Source organism: Micromonospora sp. NPDC049102, from assembly GCF_043197485.1.
Taxonomy (GTDB): domain Bacteria; phylum Actinomycetota; class Actinomycetes; order Mycobacteriales; family Micromonosporaceae; genus Micromonospora.
Map to the genome: position 1 here is coordinate 120,811 of NZ_JBICTE010000006.1, position 19,667 is coordinate 140,477.

The 19,667-nt window shown below is 70.1% G+C and carries 18 protein-coding genes and 1 pseudogene; 7 read left to right on the forward strand and 12 right to left on the reverse strand.

What is annotated here, in order from left to right; translation table 11 throughout:
• Nucleotides 1-87 precede the first annotated feature (87 nt).
• Nucleotides 88-795 (reverse strand): class F sortase, encoded by a 708-nt coding sequence (locus tag ACGFH9_RS09255; protein WP_393217092.1) that lies wholly within the window; start codon nucleotides 793-795, stop codon nucleotides 88-90.
• On the reverse strand, nucleotides 765-1,619 hold the full coding sequence (locus ACGFH9_RS09260) for a DUF4397 domain-containing protein (RefSeq protein WP_393217093.1): 855 nt from the start codon (nucleotides 1,617-1,619) through the stop codon (nucleotides 765-767). The genes ACGFH9_RS09255 and ACGFH9_RS09260 overlap by 31 nt, the downstream gene beginning before the upstream one ends.
• A 658-nt stretch (nucleotides 1,620-2,277) precedes the next feature.
• Between ACGFH9_RS09260 and ACGFH9_RS09265 the strand changes: the two are divergent.
• Together ACGFH9_RS09265 and ACGFH9_RS09270 are read left to right on the forward strand one after the other, a co-directional pair.
• Nucleotides 2,278-2,939: pseudogene (locus ACGFH9_RS09265) on the forward strand (glycosyltransferase 87 family protein); the annotation flags it as partial.
• A 49-nt stretch (nucleotides 2,940-2,988) separates the two neighbouring features.
• Nucleotides 2,989-3,882 (forward strand): hypothetical protein, encoded by an 894-nt coding sequence (locus ACGFH9_RS09270; RefSeq protein ID WP_393217094.1) that lies wholly within the window; start codon nucleotides 2,989-2,991, stop codon nucleotides 3,880-3,882.
• 25 nt (nucleotides 3,883-3,907) lie between these two features.
• On the opposite strand, the gene ACGFH9_RS09275 is transcribed toward ACGFH9_RS09270, so the two are convergent.
• The gene (locus ACGFH9_RS09275) at nucleotides 3,908-4,582 is read right to left on the reverse strand and encodes an NADPH-dependent F420 reductase (protein ID WP_355236538.1); all 675 of its coding nucleotides are present in this window, start codon (nucleotides 4,580-4,582) and stop codon (nucleotides 3,908-3,910) included.
• A 238-nt stretch (nucleotides 4,583-4,820) separates the two neighbouring features.
• Nucleotides 4,821-5,309 carry a glutathione peroxidase gene (locus ACGFH9_RS09280; protein WP_393217095.1) on the reverse strand — a complete coding sequence of 163 codons (489 nt, stop codon included), beginning with the start codon at nucleotides 5,307-5,309 and terminating at the stop codon, nucleotides 4,821-4,823.
• Nucleotides 5,310-5,474: 165 nt separating this feature from the next.
• Between ACGFH9_RS09280 and ACGFH9_RS09285 the strand changes: the two genes are divergently transcribed.
• From ACGFH9_RS09285 to ACGFH9_RS09300, 4 genes are all read left to right on the forward strand, one after another.
• A complete protein-coding gene (locus tag ACGFH9_RS09285; protein ID WP_393217096.1) occupies nucleotides 5,475-7,112 on the forward strand; it encodes a glycosyl hydrolase family 18 protein in 1,638 nt (545 codons plus the stop codon).
• 183 nt (nucleotides 7,113-7,295) lie between these two features.
• Nucleotides 7,296-7,838, forward strand: coding sequence for a hypothetical protein (locus ACGFH9_RS09290; protein ID WP_393217097.1), 543 nt, complete (start codon nucleotides 7,296-7,298; stop codon nucleotides 7,836-7,838).
• A gap of 87 nt (nucleotides 7,839-7,925) precedes the next feature.
• On the forward strand, nucleotides 7,926-9,332 hold the full coding sequence (locus tag ACGFH9_RS09295; protein ID WP_355236549.1) for a class II 3-deoxy-7-phosphoheptulonate synthase: 1,407 nt from the start codon (nucleotides 7,926-7,928) through the stop codon (nucleotides 9,330-9,332).
• 175 nt (nucleotides 9,333-9,507) lie between these two features.
• The gene (locus tag ACGFH9_RS09300) at nucleotides 9,508-10,542 is read left to right on the forward strand and encodes a threonine aldolase family protein (protein ID WP_393217098.1); all 1,035 of its coding nucleotides are present in this window, start codon (nucleotides 9,508-9,510) and stop codon (nucleotides 10,540-10,542) included.
• A gap of 65 nt (nucleotides 10,543-10,607) precedes the next feature.
• Here the strand turns inward: ACGFH9_RS09300 and ACGFH9_RS09305 are convergent, their stop codons facing one another.
• Nucleotides 10,608-11,504, reverse strand: a complete 897-nt coding sequence (locus ACGFH9_RS09305; protein WP_393217099.1) for a deoxyribonuclease IV — start codon at nucleotides 11,502-11,504, stop codon at nucleotides 10,608-10,610.
• On the reverse strand, nucleotides 11,504-13,492 hold the full coding sequence (pknB, locus tag ACGFH9_RS09310; RefSeq protein WP_393217100.1) for a Stk1 family PASTA domain-containing Ser/Thr kinase: 1,989 nt from the start codon (nucleotides 13,490-13,492) through the stop codon (nucleotides 11,504-11,506). Before pknB ends, ACGFH9_RS09305 begins: the two co-directional genes overlap by 1 nt.
• Before the next feature lie 202 nt (nucleotides 13,493-13,694).
• Between pknB and ACGFH9_RS09315 the strand changes: the two genes are divergently transcribed.
• Entirely contained in the window at nucleotides 13,695-14,069 is a 375-nt protein-coding gene (locus ACGFH9_RS09315) for an Rv2175c family DNA-binding protein (RefSeq protein WP_355236987.1), read from the forward strand.
• A 178-nt stretch (nucleotides 14,070-14,247) separates the two neighbouring features.
• On the opposite strand, the gene ACGFH9_RS09320 is transcribed toward ACGFH9_RS09315, so the two are convergent.
• The 6 genes from ACGFH9_RS09320 to ACGFH9_RS09345 form a co-directional block, all read right to left on the reverse strand.
• The gene (locus ACGFH9_RS09320) at nucleotides 14,248-15,330 is read right to left on the reverse strand and encodes a polyprenyl synthetase family protein (protein WP_393217101.1); all 1,083 of its coding nucleotides are present in this window, start codon (nucleotides 15,328-15,330) and stop codon (nucleotides 14,248-14,250) included.
• Between the two features lie 9 nt (nucleotides 15,331-15,339).
• Nucleotides 15,340-15,729: a helix-turn-helix domain-containing protein gene (locus ACGFH9_RS09325; RefSeq protein WP_393217102.1), complete on the reverse strand. Its 390-nt coding sequence runs from the start codon at nucleotides 15,727-15,729 to the stop codon at nucleotides 15,340-15,342.
• Nucleotides 15,730-16,062: 333 nt separating this feature from the next.
• Nucleotides 16,063-16,629, reverse strand: a complete 567-nt coding sequence (locus ACGFH9_RS09330) for a MauE/DoxX family redox-associated membrane protein (protein ID WP_393217103.1) — start codon at nucleotides 16,627-16,629, stop codon at nucleotides 16,063-16,065.
• A 77-nt stretch (nucleotides 16,630-16,706) separates the two neighbouring features.
• A complete protein-coding gene (locus ACGFH9_RS09335; protein WP_393217104.1) occupies nucleotides 16,707-17,192 on the reverse strand; it encodes a S26 family signal peptidase in 486 nt (161 codons plus the stop codon).
• The gene (locus tag ACGFH9_RS09340; protein ID WP_393217105.1) at nucleotides 17,189-19,015 is read right to left on the reverse strand and encodes an ABC transporter ATP-binding protein; all 1,827 of its coding nucleotides are present in this window, start codon (nucleotides 19,013-19,015) and stop codon (nucleotides 17,189-17,191) included. The genes ACGFH9_RS09335 and ACGFH9_RS09340 overlap by 4 nt, the downstream gene beginning before the upstream one ends.
• A gap of 17 nt (nucleotides 19,016-19,032) precedes the next feature.
• A complete protein-coding gene (locus ACGFH9_RS09345) occupies nucleotides 19,033-19,581 on the reverse strand; it encodes a TlpA family protein disulfide reductase (RefSeq protein ID WP_393217106.1) in 549 nt (182 codons plus the stop codon).
• Nucleotides 19,582-19,667 lie beyond the last annotated feature (86 nt).

Genomic DNA, 19,667 nt, shown 5'->3' on the forward strand with positions numbered 1-19,667 from the left:
GCTGTTGATCCACTCGGGTTCATGGAAACCGCGGTGTCCGCTTGCGTCGGATGCCGCGATTCCCTGGAACCCGAGTCGATCAAACCCTCAGCCCGCCGCGGACGTCGGCAGAACCGGCCCGGGGGCGTCGGTGACCGCGAACACCACCACGTTGTCGACGTAGTGGCCCCGCCGCCGGTCGAAGTCACCCCCGCAGGTGACCAGGCGAAGCTCCGCGTTGGGCGTCGGCCCGTAGACGACGGCCGTCGGAAACTGATCCTTGCGGGTGCGCAGCGACCCGGTCACCCGGAACGACAACCACCGGCCGCCGCGCCACACCTGGACCCGGTCGCCGGCCCGCAGCTCGCCCAGCCGGGCGAAGACCGCCGGGCCGCGGCGCGAGTCCAGGTGCCCGGCGAGCACCGCCGGACCGGTGTCGCCCGGGGCGGGGCCGCCCCCGTACCAGCCGGCCGTGTCGAAATCGGCCGGCGGGACGAGCGCGCCCGCGCGGTCCAGGCCCAGCACCGTGAGCGCCGAGTCGACACCGATGCGCGGCACGCGTACCCGGGTGGGTGGACCCTGCGGTCGCGGCGACGCGGCCACGGACGCGGTCACCGAGGCGCAGCCGTCGGCGCAGCCGGGGTGCCAGGTCGCGACCGGGGACGGCCCGGTCGTCGCGAGCCCGACGCCGCTGCCGGCGGCCAGGCAGACCGCCGCGCCGGCCGCGACCAGCGAGGCCAGCGGTGCCCGACGGGCGCGGTGCCGTCGGATCGCGGCGCCGGCGCTCACCAGGTGGTGCGCCGCCGCCGGCGCCACAGGAGCAGGCTCGCCACCACGGCCGCCGCGGCCAGACCGCCGGCCACCATCGGGTACGCCCCGAGCCCGCGCCCGGCGGTGCCACCGGCGCCGGTTTCCACCCCGCCCGCCGGTACGACGGTGCCGCCCTCGGCGTCCTGCCGCAGCTCGGTAGTGAGCCCGCCCTGCCTGCCGTCGAGCACCAGCAGCGAGTAGACCGCGCCCCCGGTCAGCCGCACCTCGGCGTCGGCGCTCGGACCGCCCGCGCCGGTCAGCCGCAGCCGCCAGGTGCCCGGGTCCACCTGCTGGTAGTCCGTGGTGGTGGCGAACTGCACGCCGTCGGCGATCGTCGGACCCTCGGCGGCGGCCACGTCGAGGACGGGCGTCCGCACCGACGCCTGCACGACGCGCACCTTGGCCCGGCCCTGTGCGGGAGCGCTCAGGTCGTCGGTGAGCACCCGCAGCCCCAGGTCGGCGTGCCGGCCGACACCGGCGACGGTGTACGCGCCGCCACTTCTCACCGCCACCTCGGTGGTGAGCACGGGCGGGTCGCTGGCGGGCGCGCCGGCGTCGCGCATCGCCACCGCGTACCGGCCCGGAGGCAACTGGAGATAGTCGGAGACCACGCCGTAGCCGACGCCGGGAAAGACCCTCGGCTTCGCGGCGTCGGGGGCGGCGAGGTAGACGTCCACCGCCGGAGTGTCGGGGGAGAGGTGGGCGAGTCGGACGTACCCGACGCTGTCCGCGCTGGCCGGTGCCGGGAGCACGGCGGCGACGGCGGTGCCGAGCAGGAGCGCGCCGGTGCCGGCCAACAGCCGGCGGGACGCGGTACGGAGCGTGTGCATGTCGCCTCCGAGGCACGTTCGGTGAGCGGGCGGCAACCCACGGACAGAGTCCCGTGCGTGAGACTTTCGCGCAAGTTGTACACGCCATGTTTCTCTCCGCCGCGCCGCGGGCACTGCGCCGCCGCAGGCGCTGCGCCGCCGCCGCCGCCGCCGCCGCAAGATCGTGCTCGATCCAGGATGTAGTGGCCTCTGCGTCGAGAAGATGCCACTAGATCCATGATCGAGCGTGATCTTGCCGCTCGGCGAGGGGTGACCTGACTCCGGGACCGAAACTGCTGCCGCTGCCGCGCTGGCTACTCCGATTCGGCGACGAAGACGCCCTGCCCCTGTTGGCCGTACATCAGGTTCCGCTGGTGCAGTTCGCGTACGGCCCGGTAGGCAGTCGACCGTGCCACGTCTCGCCGATATCCGAGACCGAGGGCAGTTGATGGCCGGGTGGGTACTCCCCGGAATTGATTCTGCGCGCGATGTCGTCGGCGACGCGGAGGTAGTGCGGTGGCCTGGTAGGCATGATCTGCTCTCCTGGACTTCAGCGCAGATCATGCTTCCAGCCGGGAGCCGGGAGCCGGGCAGGACAAGTGGCGACGCGACTCGACTGAACACAGTGAGAACTTGACTACAGGGCGTCGCCCGGCTTGCGTTCGCCTATTCTCGGGCGATGCGGGATCGTCGGGTGGCGTTGGTGTGGGCGGCCTTCGGCGTCGTCGCGACGGTGTCCTGTGTGCTCGTGCTGACACGCCATGACCGGCTCTCCGACCTGCACATCTACTACGGCGCACTGTCCGATCTGCACGCCGGCCGCCCGCTGTACGAGTACCGCGCCGCGAACGGTGGGCCGTTCACCTATCCACCGTTCGCCGCACTGGTGCTGGCCCCGATCAGCGTGGTCGCTGAGGGCGTACTCCAGGGGATCTGGCTGGTCGCGACGTGCGCGGCGGTCGTCGCCATCGCCGGGATGGTCGGTGTCGCGCTGAGCGCCGATCGGTCCCGCCGCCCGCTGGTCGTGGCGGTTTCCGCCCTGACGCTGATGCTGTCGGCGCGCCGGTGCAGAGCAACCTGCGGTTCGGGCAGGTCAGCATCTTCATCCTGCTGCTGGCACTGCTGGACGGCATCGGCGTCGTCCCGCCACGGCTGCGGGGAATGCTGGTCGGGGTGGCGGCGGCGATCAAGCTGACACCGTTGTTGTTCGTCGTCTACTTCCTCGTCAGCGGGCGCTACCGCGATGCCGGGCGTGCGGCGGCGACCTTCGTGGGCTCTGCCGGGCTGGCGGCGCTCGTGTTGCCCGGCGAGAGCTGGACCTACTGGACCGAGGCCGTCCGGCAGACCTCACGGATCGGCAACCTGGCGTCGCTGGGCAACCAGTCGGTGCATGGGAGTGCTGCTACGGGTCGGCGTCGGCGAGGCGGCCCTGCCCGTGCTCTGGGCCGCTCTGGTCGCGGCGATCTGCGGGGTGGCGCTCCTGCGCGCCCGGCAGTTGGCCGCGCAGGAGCGCCCCGGCCACGCCGCCGTGCTCGTCGGCTGCGCCACGGTCGCCGCGTCCCCGGTGTCCTGGACCCACCACCAGATGTGGCCGGTGCTCGCCGCGATGCTGCTGGTCGGCGCGTCCGGCGTCACCCAGCGGGTGGCCGGCATGGCGCTGCTCGCCGCCATGGTCCTCTCGCTGGGCGCGGTCCTCGGGCCGGTGTCGACGCGACCGGGCGTGCAGTTCCTGTTCGAGAACGCCCGCACCGTCGGGACGTGCCTGCTGTGCCTGGTCGGCTTCGGCGGTGCCACGGTCGCCGTCGCCCGGGGCGGCCGTCGTCCGTCCGCCCGACGGGCATGGCTGCGAGTGGGCATCACGAGCGCGGTGGCCCTCGCCTTCTTCGCCGTACAACCGCTGCCCGCCGGGGCGGACCCGACGTTCAAGGCGTACATCCTCGACGACGTGGTCAACCCGCGATACTTCTTCGTCTGCCGGGGTCCGGCCGAGTGCGCCGCCTACAACACCGCCGCGCCGGTCACGTTCGGCACGCGGGCGGAAAAGACCAAGGTACGGGTCAATGGGGTTGTCTCCGCACGGGTGGCCCGGCTGGACTACTACTCCGCCCCGGGCGGCGCGCCTCGGAGCATTCCCTTGCTGGAGGCCTATCCCGGCACGCGGACGTTCTCGTTCCGGTCGGCCAGCATGGCGCAGGGCCGGCTCGTGGCGTACGACGTCGACGGCCAGCCCATCGCCAGTTACGACGACGAACTGGCGGCCGCTCTCCGGAGGGCCACCCGGTAGGCGGTCCTCCGGAGGGCGGCGGTGCTCAGCGGGTGGCGGCGGCCAGGGCGGCGCGCAGCTTCTCGGCGTCCCCCGGTGCGGGGTGCTGCCAGTCGGAAGGGGTGGCGGAGTAGAGCGTGCCGTACGCCGGGGTGTCCGGCTGGTAGCGCCAGCCCTCAGCGAGCGGGCCGACGTCGACCGCGTCGTACCCGATCCGGTCGAGGAAGGCCGTGACCTCGGCCTTCGCGGCGGCGTCGTCACCGGCGATGGCGAGGGCGCTGCGGTCGGCGGCCCCGGACGGCCGGGCCAGCGCGGCCAGGCCCACGAAGTAGATGTTGTTGAAGACCTTCACCACCCGCGACTCCGGCAGGTGCCGCTGGAGGAGTTCGCTGCTGGTGGTCTCGCCCGAGTCCAGCTCCGGGAAGTTCCCGTCACGCTCCGGATAGTAGTTGTTGGTGTCGATGACGACCTTGCCGGCCAGCGGTTCGACGGGCACCGCCCGGTACGCCTTGAGCGGCACGGTGACCACCACCAGATCGCCGACCTGCGCCGCGTCCTGGGACGTGCCGGCGCTGGCCCGCTCGCCCAGCTTGTCGACCAGTTCGGTGAGCGTCTCCGGCCCGCGCGAGTTGCTCAGCACCACGTCGTAGCCGGCGTCCACCGCCAGTCGGGCCACGGTGCCGCCGATGTTGCCGCTGCCGATCAGTCCCACAGTTGTCATGCTGCTTCCCAACTCCGTCCACCCACGACGCATTCCCGACCGATGCGGTGGGTTGTTGCACGAACCTCTGGTTGCGCGAGCCGGTCCTGCACAACGTACTGCGCACACAATGTCGTGCGACGGGCTTCACGGAACGCGCCACCCTCCGGCGGCGCCTGCTCCCCGGCCCCCGCGCCTCCGGCGGCACCTGCTCCCCGGACAACTCCGCTGCCCGGTTGGGGGCGTTCGGGGTGGGGCGTCAGGCTGGGAGGACCTTCTCGATGGCCGTGCGCAGGTCGTCGGAGTCGGGCTCGACCGTCGGGGCGAAGCGGGCGGCGACAGTGCCGTCCGGCGCCACCAGGAACTTCTCGAAGTTCCAGCGGACGTCCCCGGTGTGCCCGTCGGCGTCCGGCGTGGACACCAGCGCGGCGTAGAGCGGGTGCCGCTCGGGTCCGTTGACGTCGACCTTCTCGGTCAGCGGAAAGGTCACCCCGTAGTTGACCTGGCAGAAGTCGCTGATCTCGGCGGCGCTACCCGGCTCCTGTCCGGCGAACTGGTTGCACGGCACGCCCAGCACCACGAGGCCGCGCTCGGCGTACGTGTCGGCGAGGGTCTGGAGGCCGGCGTACTGCGGAGTGAGGCCGCAGCGGGAGGCGACGTTGACGACCAGCAGCGCCTTGCCGCGGTAGCGGTCGAGGTCGGCGGGGCCGCCGTTGAGGGCGCCGATCGGGATGTCGAAGACGGTCATGGCCCGAGGCTACGCCCCGAGTGTCGTCCCGCCGGGACGGGGCGTGAGAGGCGCATTCCGCGCATCGGGGTAAATCGAAACATGGACATCTTGACGAAGTGATGACGGTGTGAGTACCGTCTCACCATCTTTTGAAAAGTTTCCTAACAGTACGGGAGACGCCTCATGAAAAGATCGCTCCGTCGGGCCCTCTGGGCCGGCGCCGTGGTCGCCGTGACCGTCGCGGCGGTGCCGATGACGACCGCGTTCGGCGCCGGCACGGTCACCACCACGTTCGCCAAGGCACAGGACTGGGGGACCGGTCACGAGGCGAAGGTAACCGTGACCAACGGCACCAGCGCCACGGTCGCCACCTGGCGCATCGAGTTCGACCTGCCGTCCGGCACCACCATCAGCAGCGCGTGGGACGCCGACGTCACCAGCAGCGGCAACCACTACGTCGCGGTCAAGAAGAGCTGGGCCGGAGGGCTCGCCCCCGGCGCGTCGTTCAGCTGGGGCTACAACGGCACCGGCGCGTACAAGGCGCCGCTGAACTGCACCGTCAACGGCGCGCCCTGCGGCGGCGGCACCCCGACGACCCCACCGACCACGACCGCGCCGCCCACCACGGCACCCCCGACCACGGCGCCGCCCACCACCGCACCGCCGACCACCGCGCCCCCGACCACCACCCCGCCGCCCAACACGGGCGGCAAGAAGGTCGTCGGCTACTTCGCCGAGTGGGGCGTCTACGGGCGCAACTACCACGTCAAGAACATCCAGACCAGCGGCTCGGCCGCGAAGCTGACCCACATCCTGTACGCCTTCGGTAACACCACCGGTGGTCGCTGCACCATCGGCGACAGCTACGCCGACTACGACAAGGCGTACACGGCGGCGGAGAGCGTGGACGGCGTCGCCGACACCTGGGACCAGCCGCTGCGCGGCAGCTTCAACCAGCTGCGCAAGCTCAAGGCGCTCAACCCGCACCTCAAGGTGATCTGGTCGTTCGGTGGCTGGACCTGGTCCGGCGGCTTCACGCAGGCCGCCCAGAACCCGGCCGCGTTCGCCGAGAGCTGCTACAACCTGGTCGAGGACCCGCGCTGGGCGGACGTCTTCGACGGCATCGACGTCGACTGGGAGTACCCGAACGCCTGCGGTCTGAGCTGCGACACCAGCGGTCCCAACGCGTTCAAGAACGTCATCGGCGCCCTGCGGTCGAAGTTCGGGTCCAGTGCCCTCGTCACCGCCGCGATCACCGCGGACGGCAGCAACGGCGGCAAGATCGACGCCACCGACTACGCCGGTGCCATCGGCAACCTCAACTGGCTCATGCCGATGACGTACGACTACTTCGGTGCCTTCAACGCCCAGGGCCCCACCGCCCCGCACTCGCCGCTGACGTCGTACACCGGTATCCCGCAGCAGGGCTTCAACTCCGACGCGGCGATCCAGAAGCTCAAGAGCAAGGGCGTCCCGTCCAGCAAGCTGCTGCTCGGCATCGGCTTCTACGGCCGGGGCTGGACGGGCGTCACGCAGGCCGCACCGGGTGGCAGCGCCACCGGCGCGGCACCGGGCACCTACGAGGCGGGCATCGAGGACTACAAGGTCCTCAAGAACACCTGCCCGGCCACCGGCACGATCGCCGGCACCGCGTACGCCAAGTGCGGCAGCAACTGGTGGAGCTACGACACTCCGTCGACCATCAACGGCAAGATGACGTACGCGAACAACCAGGGCCTCGGCGGCGCCTTCTTCTGGGAGCTCTCCGGCGACACCAGCAATGGTGAGCTCATCGGCGCCATCAAGGGCGGTCTCGGCTGAGCCGAAGGCCGACGCACCACCCCACACGGCGGGGAGGGGCCCGCACCGCCCCTCCCTGCCCGTGCCGTAGCGGCCCGGTCGACGCCCAGCGTCGGCCGGGTCGCAGGCCTTGGGCGGGTCGGGCCCGATATGGCAGACTCGCGGCTCGGCAGGTCTCGATTTCCCTGGTCGACGGAGGTGGTCATGCGCTCGATCCACCGCGGGCTGGTGGTGGCCGCCGCCGCGTTCGTGCTGCTCCCGGCCTCGTTGGCCGGCTGCGGGATCGGCCGCGACGACGCCGACGAGCAGATCGCCAAGCCGCAGGGGGCCCCCGCCCAGGAGACCGCGGTCCAGCGGTCGCCCGCCGAGGAGGCCGCCGCCCGGTCCCGCGAGCGCGTGCAGGCGTACCTCGACGCGATGATGGCCAAGGACGTCGCCGCCGGCCGCAGTCAGCTCTGCGCGCTGCTGCACGGCGGGTTCGACCTCGCCGCCACCGGCCCGAACGGCGACTTCGCCGACCACTTCGAGGTGCCCCAGGCGACCATCACCGACGTCCGGGCGGGCAAGCGCGGGCAGGAGGTCAGCGTCTCGGTCTCGGTCACCGCCGGCAAGAGCACGGTCACCCGTCCGCTGCTGTTCACCGTCACGCGGGACGGCGGCGACTGGTGCATCGCCGGTGAGGCGCCAGGCGGCCATCCGGCCGCCAAGCCCTCGCCCAAGGGGCTCGCTCCCTCACCCGCGTCCTGACCGGCATCGGTGGGATCGATCTCCCACTTGCCGGAACCGTCACCCTCGCCGCCCGGTCACACCCACGGTCGCCGTACGCTTTCTCTCATGCGCCATGAGTGGCATCAGCTGAGCCATCCCGCGGTGGGCAGCCCGGGCCTGCAGACCAGCCGTCCGACCGTCGACTCCGCCGAGGACGCCGCCCTCGGTCTGGACCGCTGGCGGGAGCTGCCCCGCGAGCAGGTCCCACCGTGGTCCGACCCGGCCGCCGTCGCCGAGGTCTGCAAGGTGCTCGACACCGTGCCGTCGGTCGTCGCGCCCTACGAGGTGGACCAGCTCCGGCAGAAGCTGGCGCTGGTCTGCGAGGGCAAGGCGTTCCTGCTCCAGGGCGGTGACTGCGCCGAGACGTTCGCCGACAACACCGAGAGTCATCTGCTGGCCAACGCCCGCACCCTGTTGCAGATGGCCATCGTGCTCACCTACGGCGCGTCGCTGCCGGTCGTCAAGGTCGCCCGGGTCGCCGGCCAGTACACCAAGCCCCGCTCGCTGCCCACCGACGCGCGTGGTCTGCCCGCGTACCGCGGCGACATGATCAACTCGCTGGAGGCCGATCCCGCCGCCCGCGTCGCCGATCCGCAGCGCATGATCCGCGCGTACGCCAACTCGGCCGCCGCGATGAACATGCTGCGGGCGTACCTCGCCGGCGGGCTCGCCGACCTGCACGCCGTCCATGACTGGAACAAGGGCTTCGTGCGGACCTCCCCGGCGGGGGAGCGCTACGAGGCGATCGCCCGGGAGATCGACCGGGCGTTGGCCTTCATCCGGGCCTGCGGGATGACCGACGACGAGGCGCTGCGGACCGTCACCCTCTACTGCTCCCACGAGGCCCTGGCCCTGGAGTACGACCGGGCGCTCACCCGGGTCTCCGACCGCCGGGCGTACGGGCTGTCCGGGCACTTCCTGTGGGTCGGCGAGCGCACCCGGCAGATCACCGGCGCGCACATCGACTTCATCTCCCGGATCGCCAACCCGATCGGCGTCAAGCTCGGCCCGACGACCTCCCCGGACGAGGCGATCGAGCTGTGCGAGAAGCTCAACCCGGACAACATCCCCGGCCGGCTCACCCTGATCAGCCGGATGGGCAACCACCGGGTCCGCGACGCCCTGCCGCCGATCGTGGCCAAGGTCACCGCCTCCGGCGCCAAGGTGGTCTGGCAGTGTGACCCGATGCACGGCAACACCCACGAGTCGTCCAACGGCTACAAGACCCGGCACTTCGACCGCATCGTCGACGAGGTGCTCGGCTACTTCGAGGTGCACCGTGGCCTGGACACCCACCCCGGCGGCATCCACGTCGAGTTGACCGGTGAGGACGTCACCGAGTGCCTCGGCGGTGCCCAGGGCATCGAGGACCTCGACCTGCCCGACCGGTACGAGACCGCCTGTGATCCTCGGCTGAACACCCAGCAGTCGTTGGAGCTGGCCTTCCTCGTGGCGGAGATGCTCCGAGGCTGACGCGAGGAGTGAGCTTGCGAGCCCCGCGGTCGGCAGCCTGCAGGCCGGCTGCGAGGCTGACGCTGCGGCCCCTGTCGGCCGCCGAAAGGCCGGCTCCGAGGCTGCGGCCCCTGTCGGCCGCCGAGAAGAATGACCGTGGCCAGGTGTGCGAGACCCGCGACCGGCTGTTGAGAGGATGACTGTGGCTGAGCTTGTTGACCTGCGTTCCGACACGGTGACCCGGCCGACCGCCGGGATGCGCGAGGCGATGGTCGCCGCCGAGGTCGGTGACGACGTCTACGGCGACGACCCCACCGTCAACGCGCTGGAGGCGGAGGTCGCCGCGCTGTTCGGGCACGAGGCGGCGCTCTTCGCCCCGAGCGGGTCGATGGCCAACCAGATCGCCCTGCAACTGGTGGTGCCGCCCGGCGACGAACTGCTGTGCGACGCGGACGCGCACGTGGTCACGTACGAGATCGGCGCCGCCGCCGCGTACGGCGGGATCTCCTCGCGGACCTGGTCGGCCGTCGGCGCGGACATCGACCCGGAGGTGGTCGCCCGGATGATCCGTCCGGACGGCTACTTCGCCGTGCCCACCCGCGCGATCGCCGTCGAGCAGACCCACAACCGGGGTGGTGGCGGCGTGATCCCGCTGGCCACCCTGCGGGAGCTGCGCGGCGTCGCCGACGACGCGGGAGTGGCGCTGCACTGCGACGGCGCCCGGATCTGGCACGCGCACGTCGCCGACGGGGTGCCGCTGACCGAGTACGGCCGGTTGTTCGACACGCTGTCCGTCTGCCTCTCCAAGGGGCTCGGCGCGCCGGTCGGCTCGCTGGTGGTGGGCAGCGCGGAGAAGATCGAACGGGCCCGGATGATCCGCAAGCGGATGGGCGGCGGCATGCGCCAGGCCGGCATCCTCGCCGCCGCCGGCCGGTACGCGCTCGCGCACCACGTCGACCGGCTCGCCGAGGACCACGCCAGGGCGGCCCGGCTCGCCGAGGCGGTCGCGCCGTTCGGGGTGCTCGCCACCACGGTCCGCACCAACCTCGTTCCGCTGGACCTGACCAAGCACGTATTGGACGCCCGCGCCCTGGCCGCCGCCGCGCGCGAGGAGGGCGTACTGATCTCGGTGCTCGGCCCCCGGACCGCTCGCCTGGTCACCCACCTGGACCTCGACGACGAGGCGGTAACCCGCGCCTCGAACGTCCTGGCCAGGGTCCTCGCCGCCTGACCCACTCCCTGTCGATCAAGAGCTTTGCGTCATCCGAAGACCGGATTTTGACGCAAAGCTCTTGATCACCGCCGCGAGCGGGTGGGGGTGGGGGTTGAAAGGTTGAGGCGGGTCAGGGTTTCTATGTCGGCCCTGTGGCCCAGTTGCTTCTCGCTCGGGGTCTCCACGACCACGGGGACGCCGGCGGTGGCCGGGTGGGCCATCAGCTCGGCGAAGGCCGGCTCGCCGATGGTGCCCTTGCCGATGTTCTCGTGCCGGTCCCGGGTGGAACCGCACAGATCCTTGGAATCGTTGGCGTGCACCAGTCGCAGCCGGTCCGGCCCCACGGTGGCCGCCAGCGTGTCCAGGGTCGCGGTCATCCCGCCCTCGGCGGCCAGGTCATGGCCGGCCGCCCAGGCGTGGCAGGTGTCGAAGCAGACCCCGAGCATCGGATGCCGGTCCACCGCGTCGAGGTAGGGCCCCAGGTGCTCCACCCGGGAGGCGAGGGAACGGCCGCCACCGGCGCTCGGCTCGACCAGCAGCATCGGCCCGCCGGCCTCGGCGGCCCGGTCGAGCAGGGGCAGCAGCTCCCGGCGGACCTGCCGCATCGCCTCCTCGGCGTACCCCTCGTCGACCGAACTGCCGGCGTGGAACACCACCGCCTGCGCGCCGATCGCCGCACCCCGGCGCAGCGCGTGCGCCAGCGTCAGCGCCGATCGCTCGACGGTGGCCGGGGTGGGCGAGCCGAGGTTGACCAGCAGCGAGGCGTGGATGAACGCCGGGATGCCCCGCTCGGCGCAGCCCTCGCGGAACAGCGCGTCCTGCGCCGGGTCGCCGGGCGGCAGCGCCCAGCCCCGCGAGTTGGAGACGTAGACCTGCACGGCTGCGGCACCGGTGGCGTCGACGTAGGGCAGGGCAGCCTTGGCCAGCCCGCCCGAGGTCGGGGTGTGCGCGCCCACCGGCCGCGTGGAGATTGTCGGCATCAGAAGCACGTGATGACGACCGGGGTGCCCGGAGGCACCTGCGAATTCTCGCCGGGGGCCTGGATGCGAACCACCGCGTTCGGGTTGACGGCGACCGTCACCGGGAAACCCTGACTCTCCAGCACCTGCTTGGCCTGCTGGCAGGGCAGGTCGACAACCCGGGGCACCACGACCAGCGGCGGGCCCTTGCTGATCTCCAGCTTGACCTCGGTGCCCTTCTCCACGCCCGCGCCGTCGGCCGGGCTCTGCCCGAGGATCTCGTCCTTGGGCTTGTCGGAGTCCTTGAAACTCTCCACCGGCGTCAGGCCGAGCTGGCCCAGTTTGGTGCGTGCCTCGGTCAGGCTCTTGCCCACCAGGTTCGGCACCGTCACCGGTGCCCGGCCACGGCTCAGGATGAGCGTGATCTTCGTGCCCGGCTTGACCTCGGCGCCCACCTTCGGGGAGCTGTCCAGGACGACGCCGGCCGGCAGGGTGTCGTCATAGCGGGTGGCGCCCTTGGCGACCACCAGTTGCGCGTTGACCAGATCCGCCTCGGCCAGCTCGTACTCCTTGCCGATCACATCCGGCACCGGGAAGCGCTCCGGGCCCAGCGAGAGGGTCAGGGTGATCGTGCCGCCCTTGACGATCTTGCTGGACGAGGCGGGGCTCTGCCCCAGCACGCTGTCCTTCGGCGCCTTCTCGTCGAAGCGCGGCTCCCCGTACGCCAGGGTCAGGCCGGCGCGGTCGGCCTGGGCCTGCGCGTCGGTCTTGCTCAGGCTGACCAGCTGCGGGGCGGAGGTGTAGCGGCCGACGCCGAACCACCAGCCGCCCAGCGCGGCCACCAGGCCCAGCGCCACCACCACGACCGCGACAGCCAGACGACCCTGTGAGTTGCCCAGCACCGTGTTGCGCAGCTCGGTGAACCGCGCACCCAGGCCCTCGGCAGGCTCCGGTGCTGCTCGCCGGCGGCCCGGGCCCTGGCTGCCTCCCTCGGGCAGTCGCGCCCAGGTGGGCCGCTCCGCCGGGCGGATCGCGGCGACCATCATCGTCGGCTGGGAGACCGGCGGCTCGTCGGTGACCCGGCGCAGTACGGCGGTGCTGGTGCTGTTGACGTTGCCCAACTGGTCCCGGGCGACCTGAACCTCGGCCAGCAGCGCGCCGGCGTCGGCGGGCCGGGCGGACGGGTCACGCCGCGTGGCGCGCTGCACCACAGTGTCGAGCGCCGGCGGCAGGCCGGGCACCAGGGTCGAGGGCGCCGGCACGTCCCGGTCGACGTGCTGCCAGGCGACGTCCACCGGACGGTCCCCGTCGTACGGCACCCGACCGGTGAGCATTTCGAACAGGACGATGCCGGCAGAGTAGACGTCGGTACGCGGATCGGCCCGACCCTCGGTGACCAGCTCCGGGGCGACGTACGCCACGGTGGCCATCAGTTGGTTGCCCTGCTCGTCGTCGGCGCTGGCCTCGACCGCGCGGGCGAGCCCGAAGTCGGCCACCTTGACGACGCTGTCCACGAGGTTGGCGACGCCGCCGGTGGGCGCCTCGGCGACCAGGACGTTCTCGGGTTTGACGTCGCGGTGCACGAGGCCGGCCCGGTGCGCGGCGGCGATCGCGGCGAGCATCTGCTCGGCGATGGCCAGCGCCTCGTCCGGGTTGAGTCGGCGTCGCTCGGCCAGCACGTCGCGCAGCGTGCGGCCGCGGACGTACTCCATCACCAGGTACGGCAGGCCGGCGTGGGTGCCCTGGTCGTAGACCGCGACCACGTTCGGGTGGGTCAGCCGGGCGATGGTCTTCGCCTCGTCGGTGAACCGGGCCACGAAGTTGGCGACCCGGGCCCGCGCCTCGGGCGCCTGGGTCGGGTGAATGATCTTGACTGCGACGGTGCGCTCGAGGCGTTCGTCGGTGGCGGTGTATACGGTCGCCATTCCGCCACGGGCCACGCGACCGCGAATGCGGTAGCGCCCGTCGATCAGCGAGCCCAGCAACGTGTCGGCGACCTGTGTGTCCATCGGCAGGCAGTCTATGTGTCCAGAGGGTGGAAGTTGAACAGGATGCTACAGCCCGGGGACGTACCCGGTCCGTCCCGTCGTGACCGCCACCCCGGCGGCGGCCCTGAGCTGCTGCTCACCGGCGGTGCCCACCCTGCGGACGCGGACCGGTGGTGCGGGGTGCCGGTGGTCCGCGCCGACGGCGGCGTGGCAGGGTGATCGGGTGACCGAATCCGTACCCGACCCCGAGCTCGCCGGCCCCACCGACCCGGCCGACTGGCTCGCCCTGCCCGACGTCGCCGAGCGGCTCGACGTGTCGATCAGCAAGGTCCACCAGATGATCCGCGACCGGGAGCTGCTGGCGGTCCGCCGCGACGGCATCCGCCGGATCCCCGCCGACCTGGTGGCCAACGCGACAGTTCTGAAGCACCTGCCCGGCGTGCTCAACCTGCTGGCCGACAACGGCTACGACGACGAGGCGGCGCTGCGCTGGCTCTACGAGCGGGACGACACGCTTCCCGGCAACACGCCCGCCGCGGCCCTCTCCGGCGACCAGGCCCGCGAGGTCAAACGCCGCGCCCAAGCCCTCGGCTTCTAGCCCCCCCCCCCCCCCCCCCGCACCGGTGCTCCCGTGCGTCCCGGCCTGCGTTGATCATGAAGTTGTTGCCCGGCGGCGCGGCGTGTCGCGGCAATAACTTCATGATCAACGCAGTGAAGAGGGGGAGGGTGGGGGTGGGGAGGGGGTGGGGGCAGGGGGGGCGGGGCCGGGTGGGGGGTTAGTCGGCTCGGCGGGTTGCGGCTATGGCCAGGTCTACCAGGGCCTGGCGGGCTTCGGTGTCCAGGTCGACGGCGGACAGGGCGGCCAGGGCGGTGTCGGTGAGCGTCACGATGCGCTGTTCGGTGCGGGTCAGGGCCCCGCTCGCGTGGATCAGCTCACGCAAGCGGGCGACACCCTGCTCGTCCAGGTCCGGGTTGCCGAGCTGCCCGAGCAGCAGCTCCCGGCCCGCGTCGTCGGTGGCCTCCACGGCCGCCGCCACCAGATAGGTGCGCTTGCCCTCGCGCAGGTCGTCCCCGGCGGGCTTGCCGGTCTGCGCCGGGTCGCCGAAGACCCCCAGCACGTCGTCGCGGAGCTGGAACGCCTCGCCCAGCGGCAACCCGTACGCCGAGTAGGTCGTCCGGACGTCCTCGCCGGCGTCGGCCAGCGCGGCGCCGAGCAGCAGCGGGCGCTCGACGGTGTACTTCGCCGACTTGTACCGGGCGACCTTGCTGGCCCGTTCCACCGAGGTGTCCCCGGTGGCCTGGGTCAGCACGTCGAGGTACTGCCCGACGGTGACCTCGGTGCGCATCTCGTCGAAGACCGGCCGGGCCCGGGCCACGGCCCGCAGGTCCAGGCCGGCGGAGTGCAGCAACTCGTCCGACCACACCAGGCACAGATCCCCGAGCAGGATCGCGGCCGAGTCGCCGAACCCGTCCGGGTCGCCGCCCCAACCGGCCGCCCGGTGCCGGGAGGCGAACCGTCGGTGCACCGCCGGCTCGCCGCGGCGCGTGTCGGAACGGTCCATCAGGTCGTCGTGGATCAGGGCGCTGGCCTGCACGAACTCCAGCGCCGCGAGGGCCGTGAGGACTGGGTCGCCGTCCACCCCGCCGGCGCCCCGGAACCCCCAGTACGCGAACGCCGGGCGCAGGCGCTTGCCGCCACCGAGCACGAAGGCCTCGATCGCCTCCGCCACCGGGACGAGGGCCTCGTCCACCCGGGTCAACCGGGCCCGCTGGCCGGCCAGAAACTCGGTGAGCGCCCGGTCAACCCGCTCCCGCAGGCCGGCGCGGTCGACGGGGGACACAGGAGCAGCGTGGGTCACGCCACGACGCTAGCGGGTCGCCACGGCCCGCGCCCCACCGCCACGCGTACTCCCGGCGGCGCGGCCCGGGCCGGTGCGCCCGCCCGGCCGCGCACCGGCCGCGCCGTGTGGGCCCGATCCGCCGGCCGTGGGCGGGCCGGTCCGCCGGGCGTGCAGGGCCGCCTCGGCGAGGACCGCCGCCGGTACGTCCAGCACGACGCCAAGCCAGCTAAGCCAGAAACTGCCGGGTACGCGTCGCTGCCGTTCCCACCGGGACACCTCGTTCCGACTCAACGTCGGCACGCCTGCGGCGGCGCACAACTCGGCGGCGGCACGCTGCTGGCTCCACCCTCGGGCCCGTCGATGCCGGACCAGCAGCGGCCCGAGCTGGGTGCGGTGCGGCGGTGGGGACGAGGTCACGGGCCCTCCCGGCGGACGTCGACGCGGTGCCACCCCGCCCGCGCGACGGGCCGGGCGCACCTCGGTTGCGTGACCCCCAACGCCGGAACCGGGCCACCCCCGCCGCCCCTCCCGCGCTCCCCATTCCTACCCCGGGGGTACGACGACTTTTCCGCCGGGACCGGGCGGACACGAAGAACTTCTAGACGAGTAGCGACCTCGTGCACGATTGGCTGACGGTCGAGCCACCTCGTCATCGTGCGCGTGGGGTGGCTGGTAGCGCTCGGGGTCGCCGGGGCGTGTTCTCGTTCCGGGTGGTGTGTTGGTGGTTGGACAGTAGGCCGTGCGAGGTCGTCAGATCTTCTTGCTACCGGAGGCGGCTGTCCGCGTCCGGCTGACGTTGACGGGCAGGAACAGGTCGAGGATGTCGTCGAGTACGGCGACCAGCCCGCCGAGCATCAGGCCCGAGCACACCGCAACTGCCAATCCTTCGGGGGGCACCGGGCCCGTCCGCAGGGTGGCGGCGCCGAGCAGCGCGAGAGCCGCCAGGCCGACGTTCCGCACCACATGCCGGAGACCCAGCGGGCTGGTCGATCTGCCGAAGCACCGGCACGGCGTTCGCAAGCCACGAACCAGCACGAGCGCAATGCCCAATGCGAACACGGTCAACAACACGGCCGCCAACGCGAACCCGGTCGCCACGGTTGCCTGCCTGTGAGCCGCAAGCAGCACCCACACCCCGAACTCCGCCGCCACGACAGACAGCGCCGCCGGTCGGACCAAGCTGGGCGGCAACAAGCGCGTCCCGTCCAAGGACGCGAGGAAGCTCGGGAAGGCACGCCGCCCCGCCACCTTGCCGACCGATGAGGCGATAAACACGACACCGATCACGCACTGGGCGCCGACCGCGACGTAGTGCATTCTTCTTTCTCCGCTTCTCTCGCCCAGAAGGTGAACGATCAGGCTGATACCAGCATCGCTGCCAGGCAATGCCTTCACTAATTCACGAGGTATCCGTTGGCGCGCGGTCGACCAAGAAATAGCCGAAATACTGCAACACCGACCAGGAGTTCGCCAGGATAGTATCCAAAATGCCGCGAGTCGTAGCTCTGCGGGTTGTCTCCCAGCAACACGAGCTTTCCCCGAAGTACCGAAGTCTCGGTCACTGAGGCGAGCGGGGGGACTTTTTCGCGGGGTATAGGATCGCCGGGAACGGCTACGGCGCGTTTCACCATGTACCGGGCATCATTATTGGGGACCATGCCGTGCTCCAAGAACTGGTCGAGCGATCTCACGACGACGACATCCTGGGAGCGCACGCGTGGCAGCCGGGTCCGTCGTACCAGAATTCGGTCTCCGCTGCGGAACGTCGGCTCCATACTACTGCCGTCGACAGCAACCATTATCAAGCGTCGGCGTACCCACAGAGCCAGGACGAACGCTGCGCAACAACAACCAGCCAGTACATAGGTGGTACCCATCATTTGCTACTCTCGGCCGACGAAATCCGATCATCTTGGTAGCCGGCGGCCTGCATCCGAAAGAGCCGAGCGTAAACACTGCCGGCGGCCACCAGTTGATCGTGACTGCCGAGTTCGGAAACGACACCGTCGTTGAGAACGGCGATGAGATTAGCTTCCCGGACCGCATTGAGTCGGTGCGAGATGAGCAGGCTGGTCCGTTCGGCACGATACCGTCGCATCCTGTCGTGCACGTCGTGCTCAGCTTCCGGATCCAGCCCGGAGCTGGGCTCATCTAAGATCATGAGATCTCGATCCCCACGTAGAAATGCACGCGCCAGGGCCAATCTTTGCCACTGCCCGCCCGACAGCACAACACCGCTGTCCGTCTTTCCCTCTGCGCCTTCCTGGTTGAACATTCTGGTCAGAGACGTCTCGTAGCCCTGGGGAAGGTGTTCTATTTTGCTGTGAATTCCTGCTTGGACGGCGGCGTCTTGGATACGCGCACGGTCCGCTATCGCGGACAAGTCTCCTACGGCAATGTTGTCAGCGGCGCTGAAGTCGTAGCTCATGTAGTCCTGAAACACAGCACTGATGCGTTGCCGATAGTCGACGGGATCGAATTCTCGGATATCCACCCCGTCCCACAGGATTTTACCTCGGGTGGGATTGTATAGGCGGCAAATCAGCTTGACCAGTGTTGACTTGCCTGCTCCGTTCAGCCCGACCAGCCCCACGACCGTCCCACGCGGAATCACAAGGTTCACGCCGGCTAGAATCCACGGATGACTATCGCTGTATCTAAACCAGACATCGCGCAGCTCCAGCGCCTGACGCAGAGGGGGAGCCGGGACCGGATTCGCGGTCAGTATCAGATCCGGTTCACCGTGTGTAATATCGATGAATGGGCGGAGCAGCAGAATTTGTTCCCGCGCGCCCGCCATTCCGTGTACCAACGAGCCCATAGAGGTTTGCGTACTTGCGATCGCGGCGGCAAAAATTGACACGTCACCGATGCTCAGTTCCCCACGCGACGCGGCGAGTATCGCCCACACCAGACCACCGCCGGCTGTTGCGGCCGACAGGGTCTGCAGGCAGCTGTAAGTGAACAACTCCTTGCGGTCCATCGCACGCTCGGCAGTGTTGGCGGTCATTCGCTCTCGGAGCATCCTGCGACGCAGGAACCCGCCGATTCCGAACAACCGGGTTTCCTTGGCGGCGCGCGCATCGGTCAGTAAACTCGCGTAGAATGCCTCGTATCGCCGATGAGGCGAGATATCCCAGAGGACCTGCATTCTCTTTCGCGATAGTGAGAATTCCATGAGTAGAGCGGGTAGTACTGTCACAACGACGACGAGTGCAGCCGCTTCACTGACTACCACGAGGGCGCTGAAAAACCCGAGGAGCGTTATCAGCGCCTGGACGAGTCCGAAAACTGTCGCCACAGAATGGCTGGCCATGCTTGAACCTTGCTGCGCGAGCCGCAATCGATCCCGGAAATCGGCACTTTCAAATGGCCCTAGGCCGATAAACTTGTTGATCGCTTTATACAGGCGGTCCAACGCCAGCAGGCCGACTCGCCGTGCTATCTGCTTGGACAGATAAGAACTTGACTGCGGCACCACCGCGGCCATGACGCCCAAACACCCCAAGAGCACGGCCGGTACGAGGATCTGGCTGGCCTGTTCCGCACCGAGTCCGTCTAGGACCACTTTTGTGAGCCAGGCCATGCCGACCGGTATGACCGCTTCCACCACGGTGGTCGCACCGTACACCGCTGTATGGATCGGAGCTGCAGACAGGATGAGCCGGAACAGTTCGACGCCGCTGTGCCGTTGTGAAGCCATCGCTCGATTTCCCGACCTCATCCGGCAGATATCGCGGGTACACGTCGCTGCTGGAGCGCGCCAACGCCGATACCGCTTGAGGCCACCACTCCTTCAGCTCCCATAACAAAGATCATGGGGAAGGCGGTAACTCCAAATGCCTTCGTGATGGGCCCATCGAACTCTTCGATCACCACCCGGGCTACCGGGGCAAGCTCTTTTACGAACCCCGAATCCTCGGCTCCGTCGCCGGAAATGACACCAAAAAACTCTGCACTACCACCAGTCGAGCTGGCTGCGTACTCGACGAACTTTGGGAGCAGCTCGTCGCAGAATCCACAATTCAGCGAGAAGAAGGCGACGACTGTCTCAGCGGACAACAGGTCGCGCGAAACGGGTTCTCCAGCAATATCGACGGTAGCAAAGTCCTCAACCCTCGAACCAGCTGCGACAACATCGGTCGACCGCGTGGCTCCCAACTCCGCCAAGAGCTGAGTGTGCCCACGGAGGCGTCTGATCACACCAAATATGAGCACTAGATTTATCAAGAGTAGTGCGCTGAAAAAGCCGGTGGCAGCGTACAACATTGTTTCTCCTGTATCAGGCGACTGCGACGGAGGCGGGGTGTGTCACTGCTTTGAGTGGCACACCCCGCATTCCGGCAATTACCAGC

Excerpts from the sequence above, each read along its gene's own strand:
- ACGFH9_RS09295 (WP_355236549.1), top strand. The coding sequence starts at position 7,926 with ATGCGCCATGAGTGGCATCAGCTGAGCCATCCCGCGGTGGGCAGCCCG.
- ACGFH9_RS09285 (WP_393217096.1), top strand. The coding sequence starts at position 5,475 with ATGAAAAGATCGCTCCGTCGGGCCCTCTGGGCCGGCGCCGTGGTCGCC.
- ACGFH9_RS09305 (WP_393217099.1), bottom strand. The coding sequence starts at position 11,504 with ATGCCGACAATCTCCACGCGGCCGGTGGGCGCGCACACCCCGACCTCG.
- ACGFH9_RS09270 (WP_393217094.1), top strand. The coding sequence starts at position 2,989 with ATGGGAGTGCTGCTACGGGTCGGCGTCGGCGAGGCGGCCCTGCCCGTG.
- ACGFH9_RS09280 (WP_393217095.1), bottom strand. The coding sequence starts at position 5,309 with ATGACCGTCTTCGACATCCCGATCGGCGCCCTCAACGGCGGCCCCGCC.
- ACGFH9_RS09275 (WP_355236538.1), bottom strand. The coding sequence starts at position 4,582 with ATGACAACTGTGGGACTGATCGGCAGCGGCAACATCGGCGGCACCGTG.
- ACGFH9_RS09335 (WP_393217104.1), bottom strand. The coding sequence starts at position 17,192 with ATGATGGGTACCACCTATGTACTGGCTGGTTGTTGTTGCGCAGCGTTC.
- ACGFH9_RS09260 (WP_393217093.1), bottom strand. The coding sequence starts at position 1,619 with ATGCACACGCTCCGTACCGCGTCCCGCCGGCTGTTGGCCGGCACCGGC.
- ACGFH9_RS09290 (WP_393217097.1), top strand. The coding sequence starts at position 7,296 with ATGCGCTCGATCCACCGCGGGCTGGTGGTGGCCGCCGCCGCGTTCGTG.
- ACGFH9_RS09330 (WP_393217103.1), bottom strand. The coding sequence starts at position 16,629 with ATGCACTACGTCGCGGTCGGCGCCCAGTGCGTGATCGGTGTCGTGTTT.
- ACGFH9_RS09345 (WP_393217106.1), bottom strand. The coding sequence starts at position 19,581 with ATGTTGTACGCTGCCACCGGCTTTTTCAGCGCACTACTCTTGATAAAT.
- ACGFH9_RS09340 (WP_393217105.1), bottom strand. The coding sequence starts at position 19,015 with ATGGCTTCACAACGGCACAGCGGCGTCGAACTGTTCCGGCTCATCCTG.
- pknB (WP_393217100.1), bottom strand. The coding sequence starts at position 13,492 with ATGGACACACAGGTCGCCGACACGTTGCTGGGCTCGCTGATCGACGGG.
- ACGFH9_RS09300 (WP_393217098.1), top strand. The coding sequence starts at position 9,508 with ATGACTGTGGCTGAGCTTGTTGACCTGCGTTCCGACACGGTGACCCGG.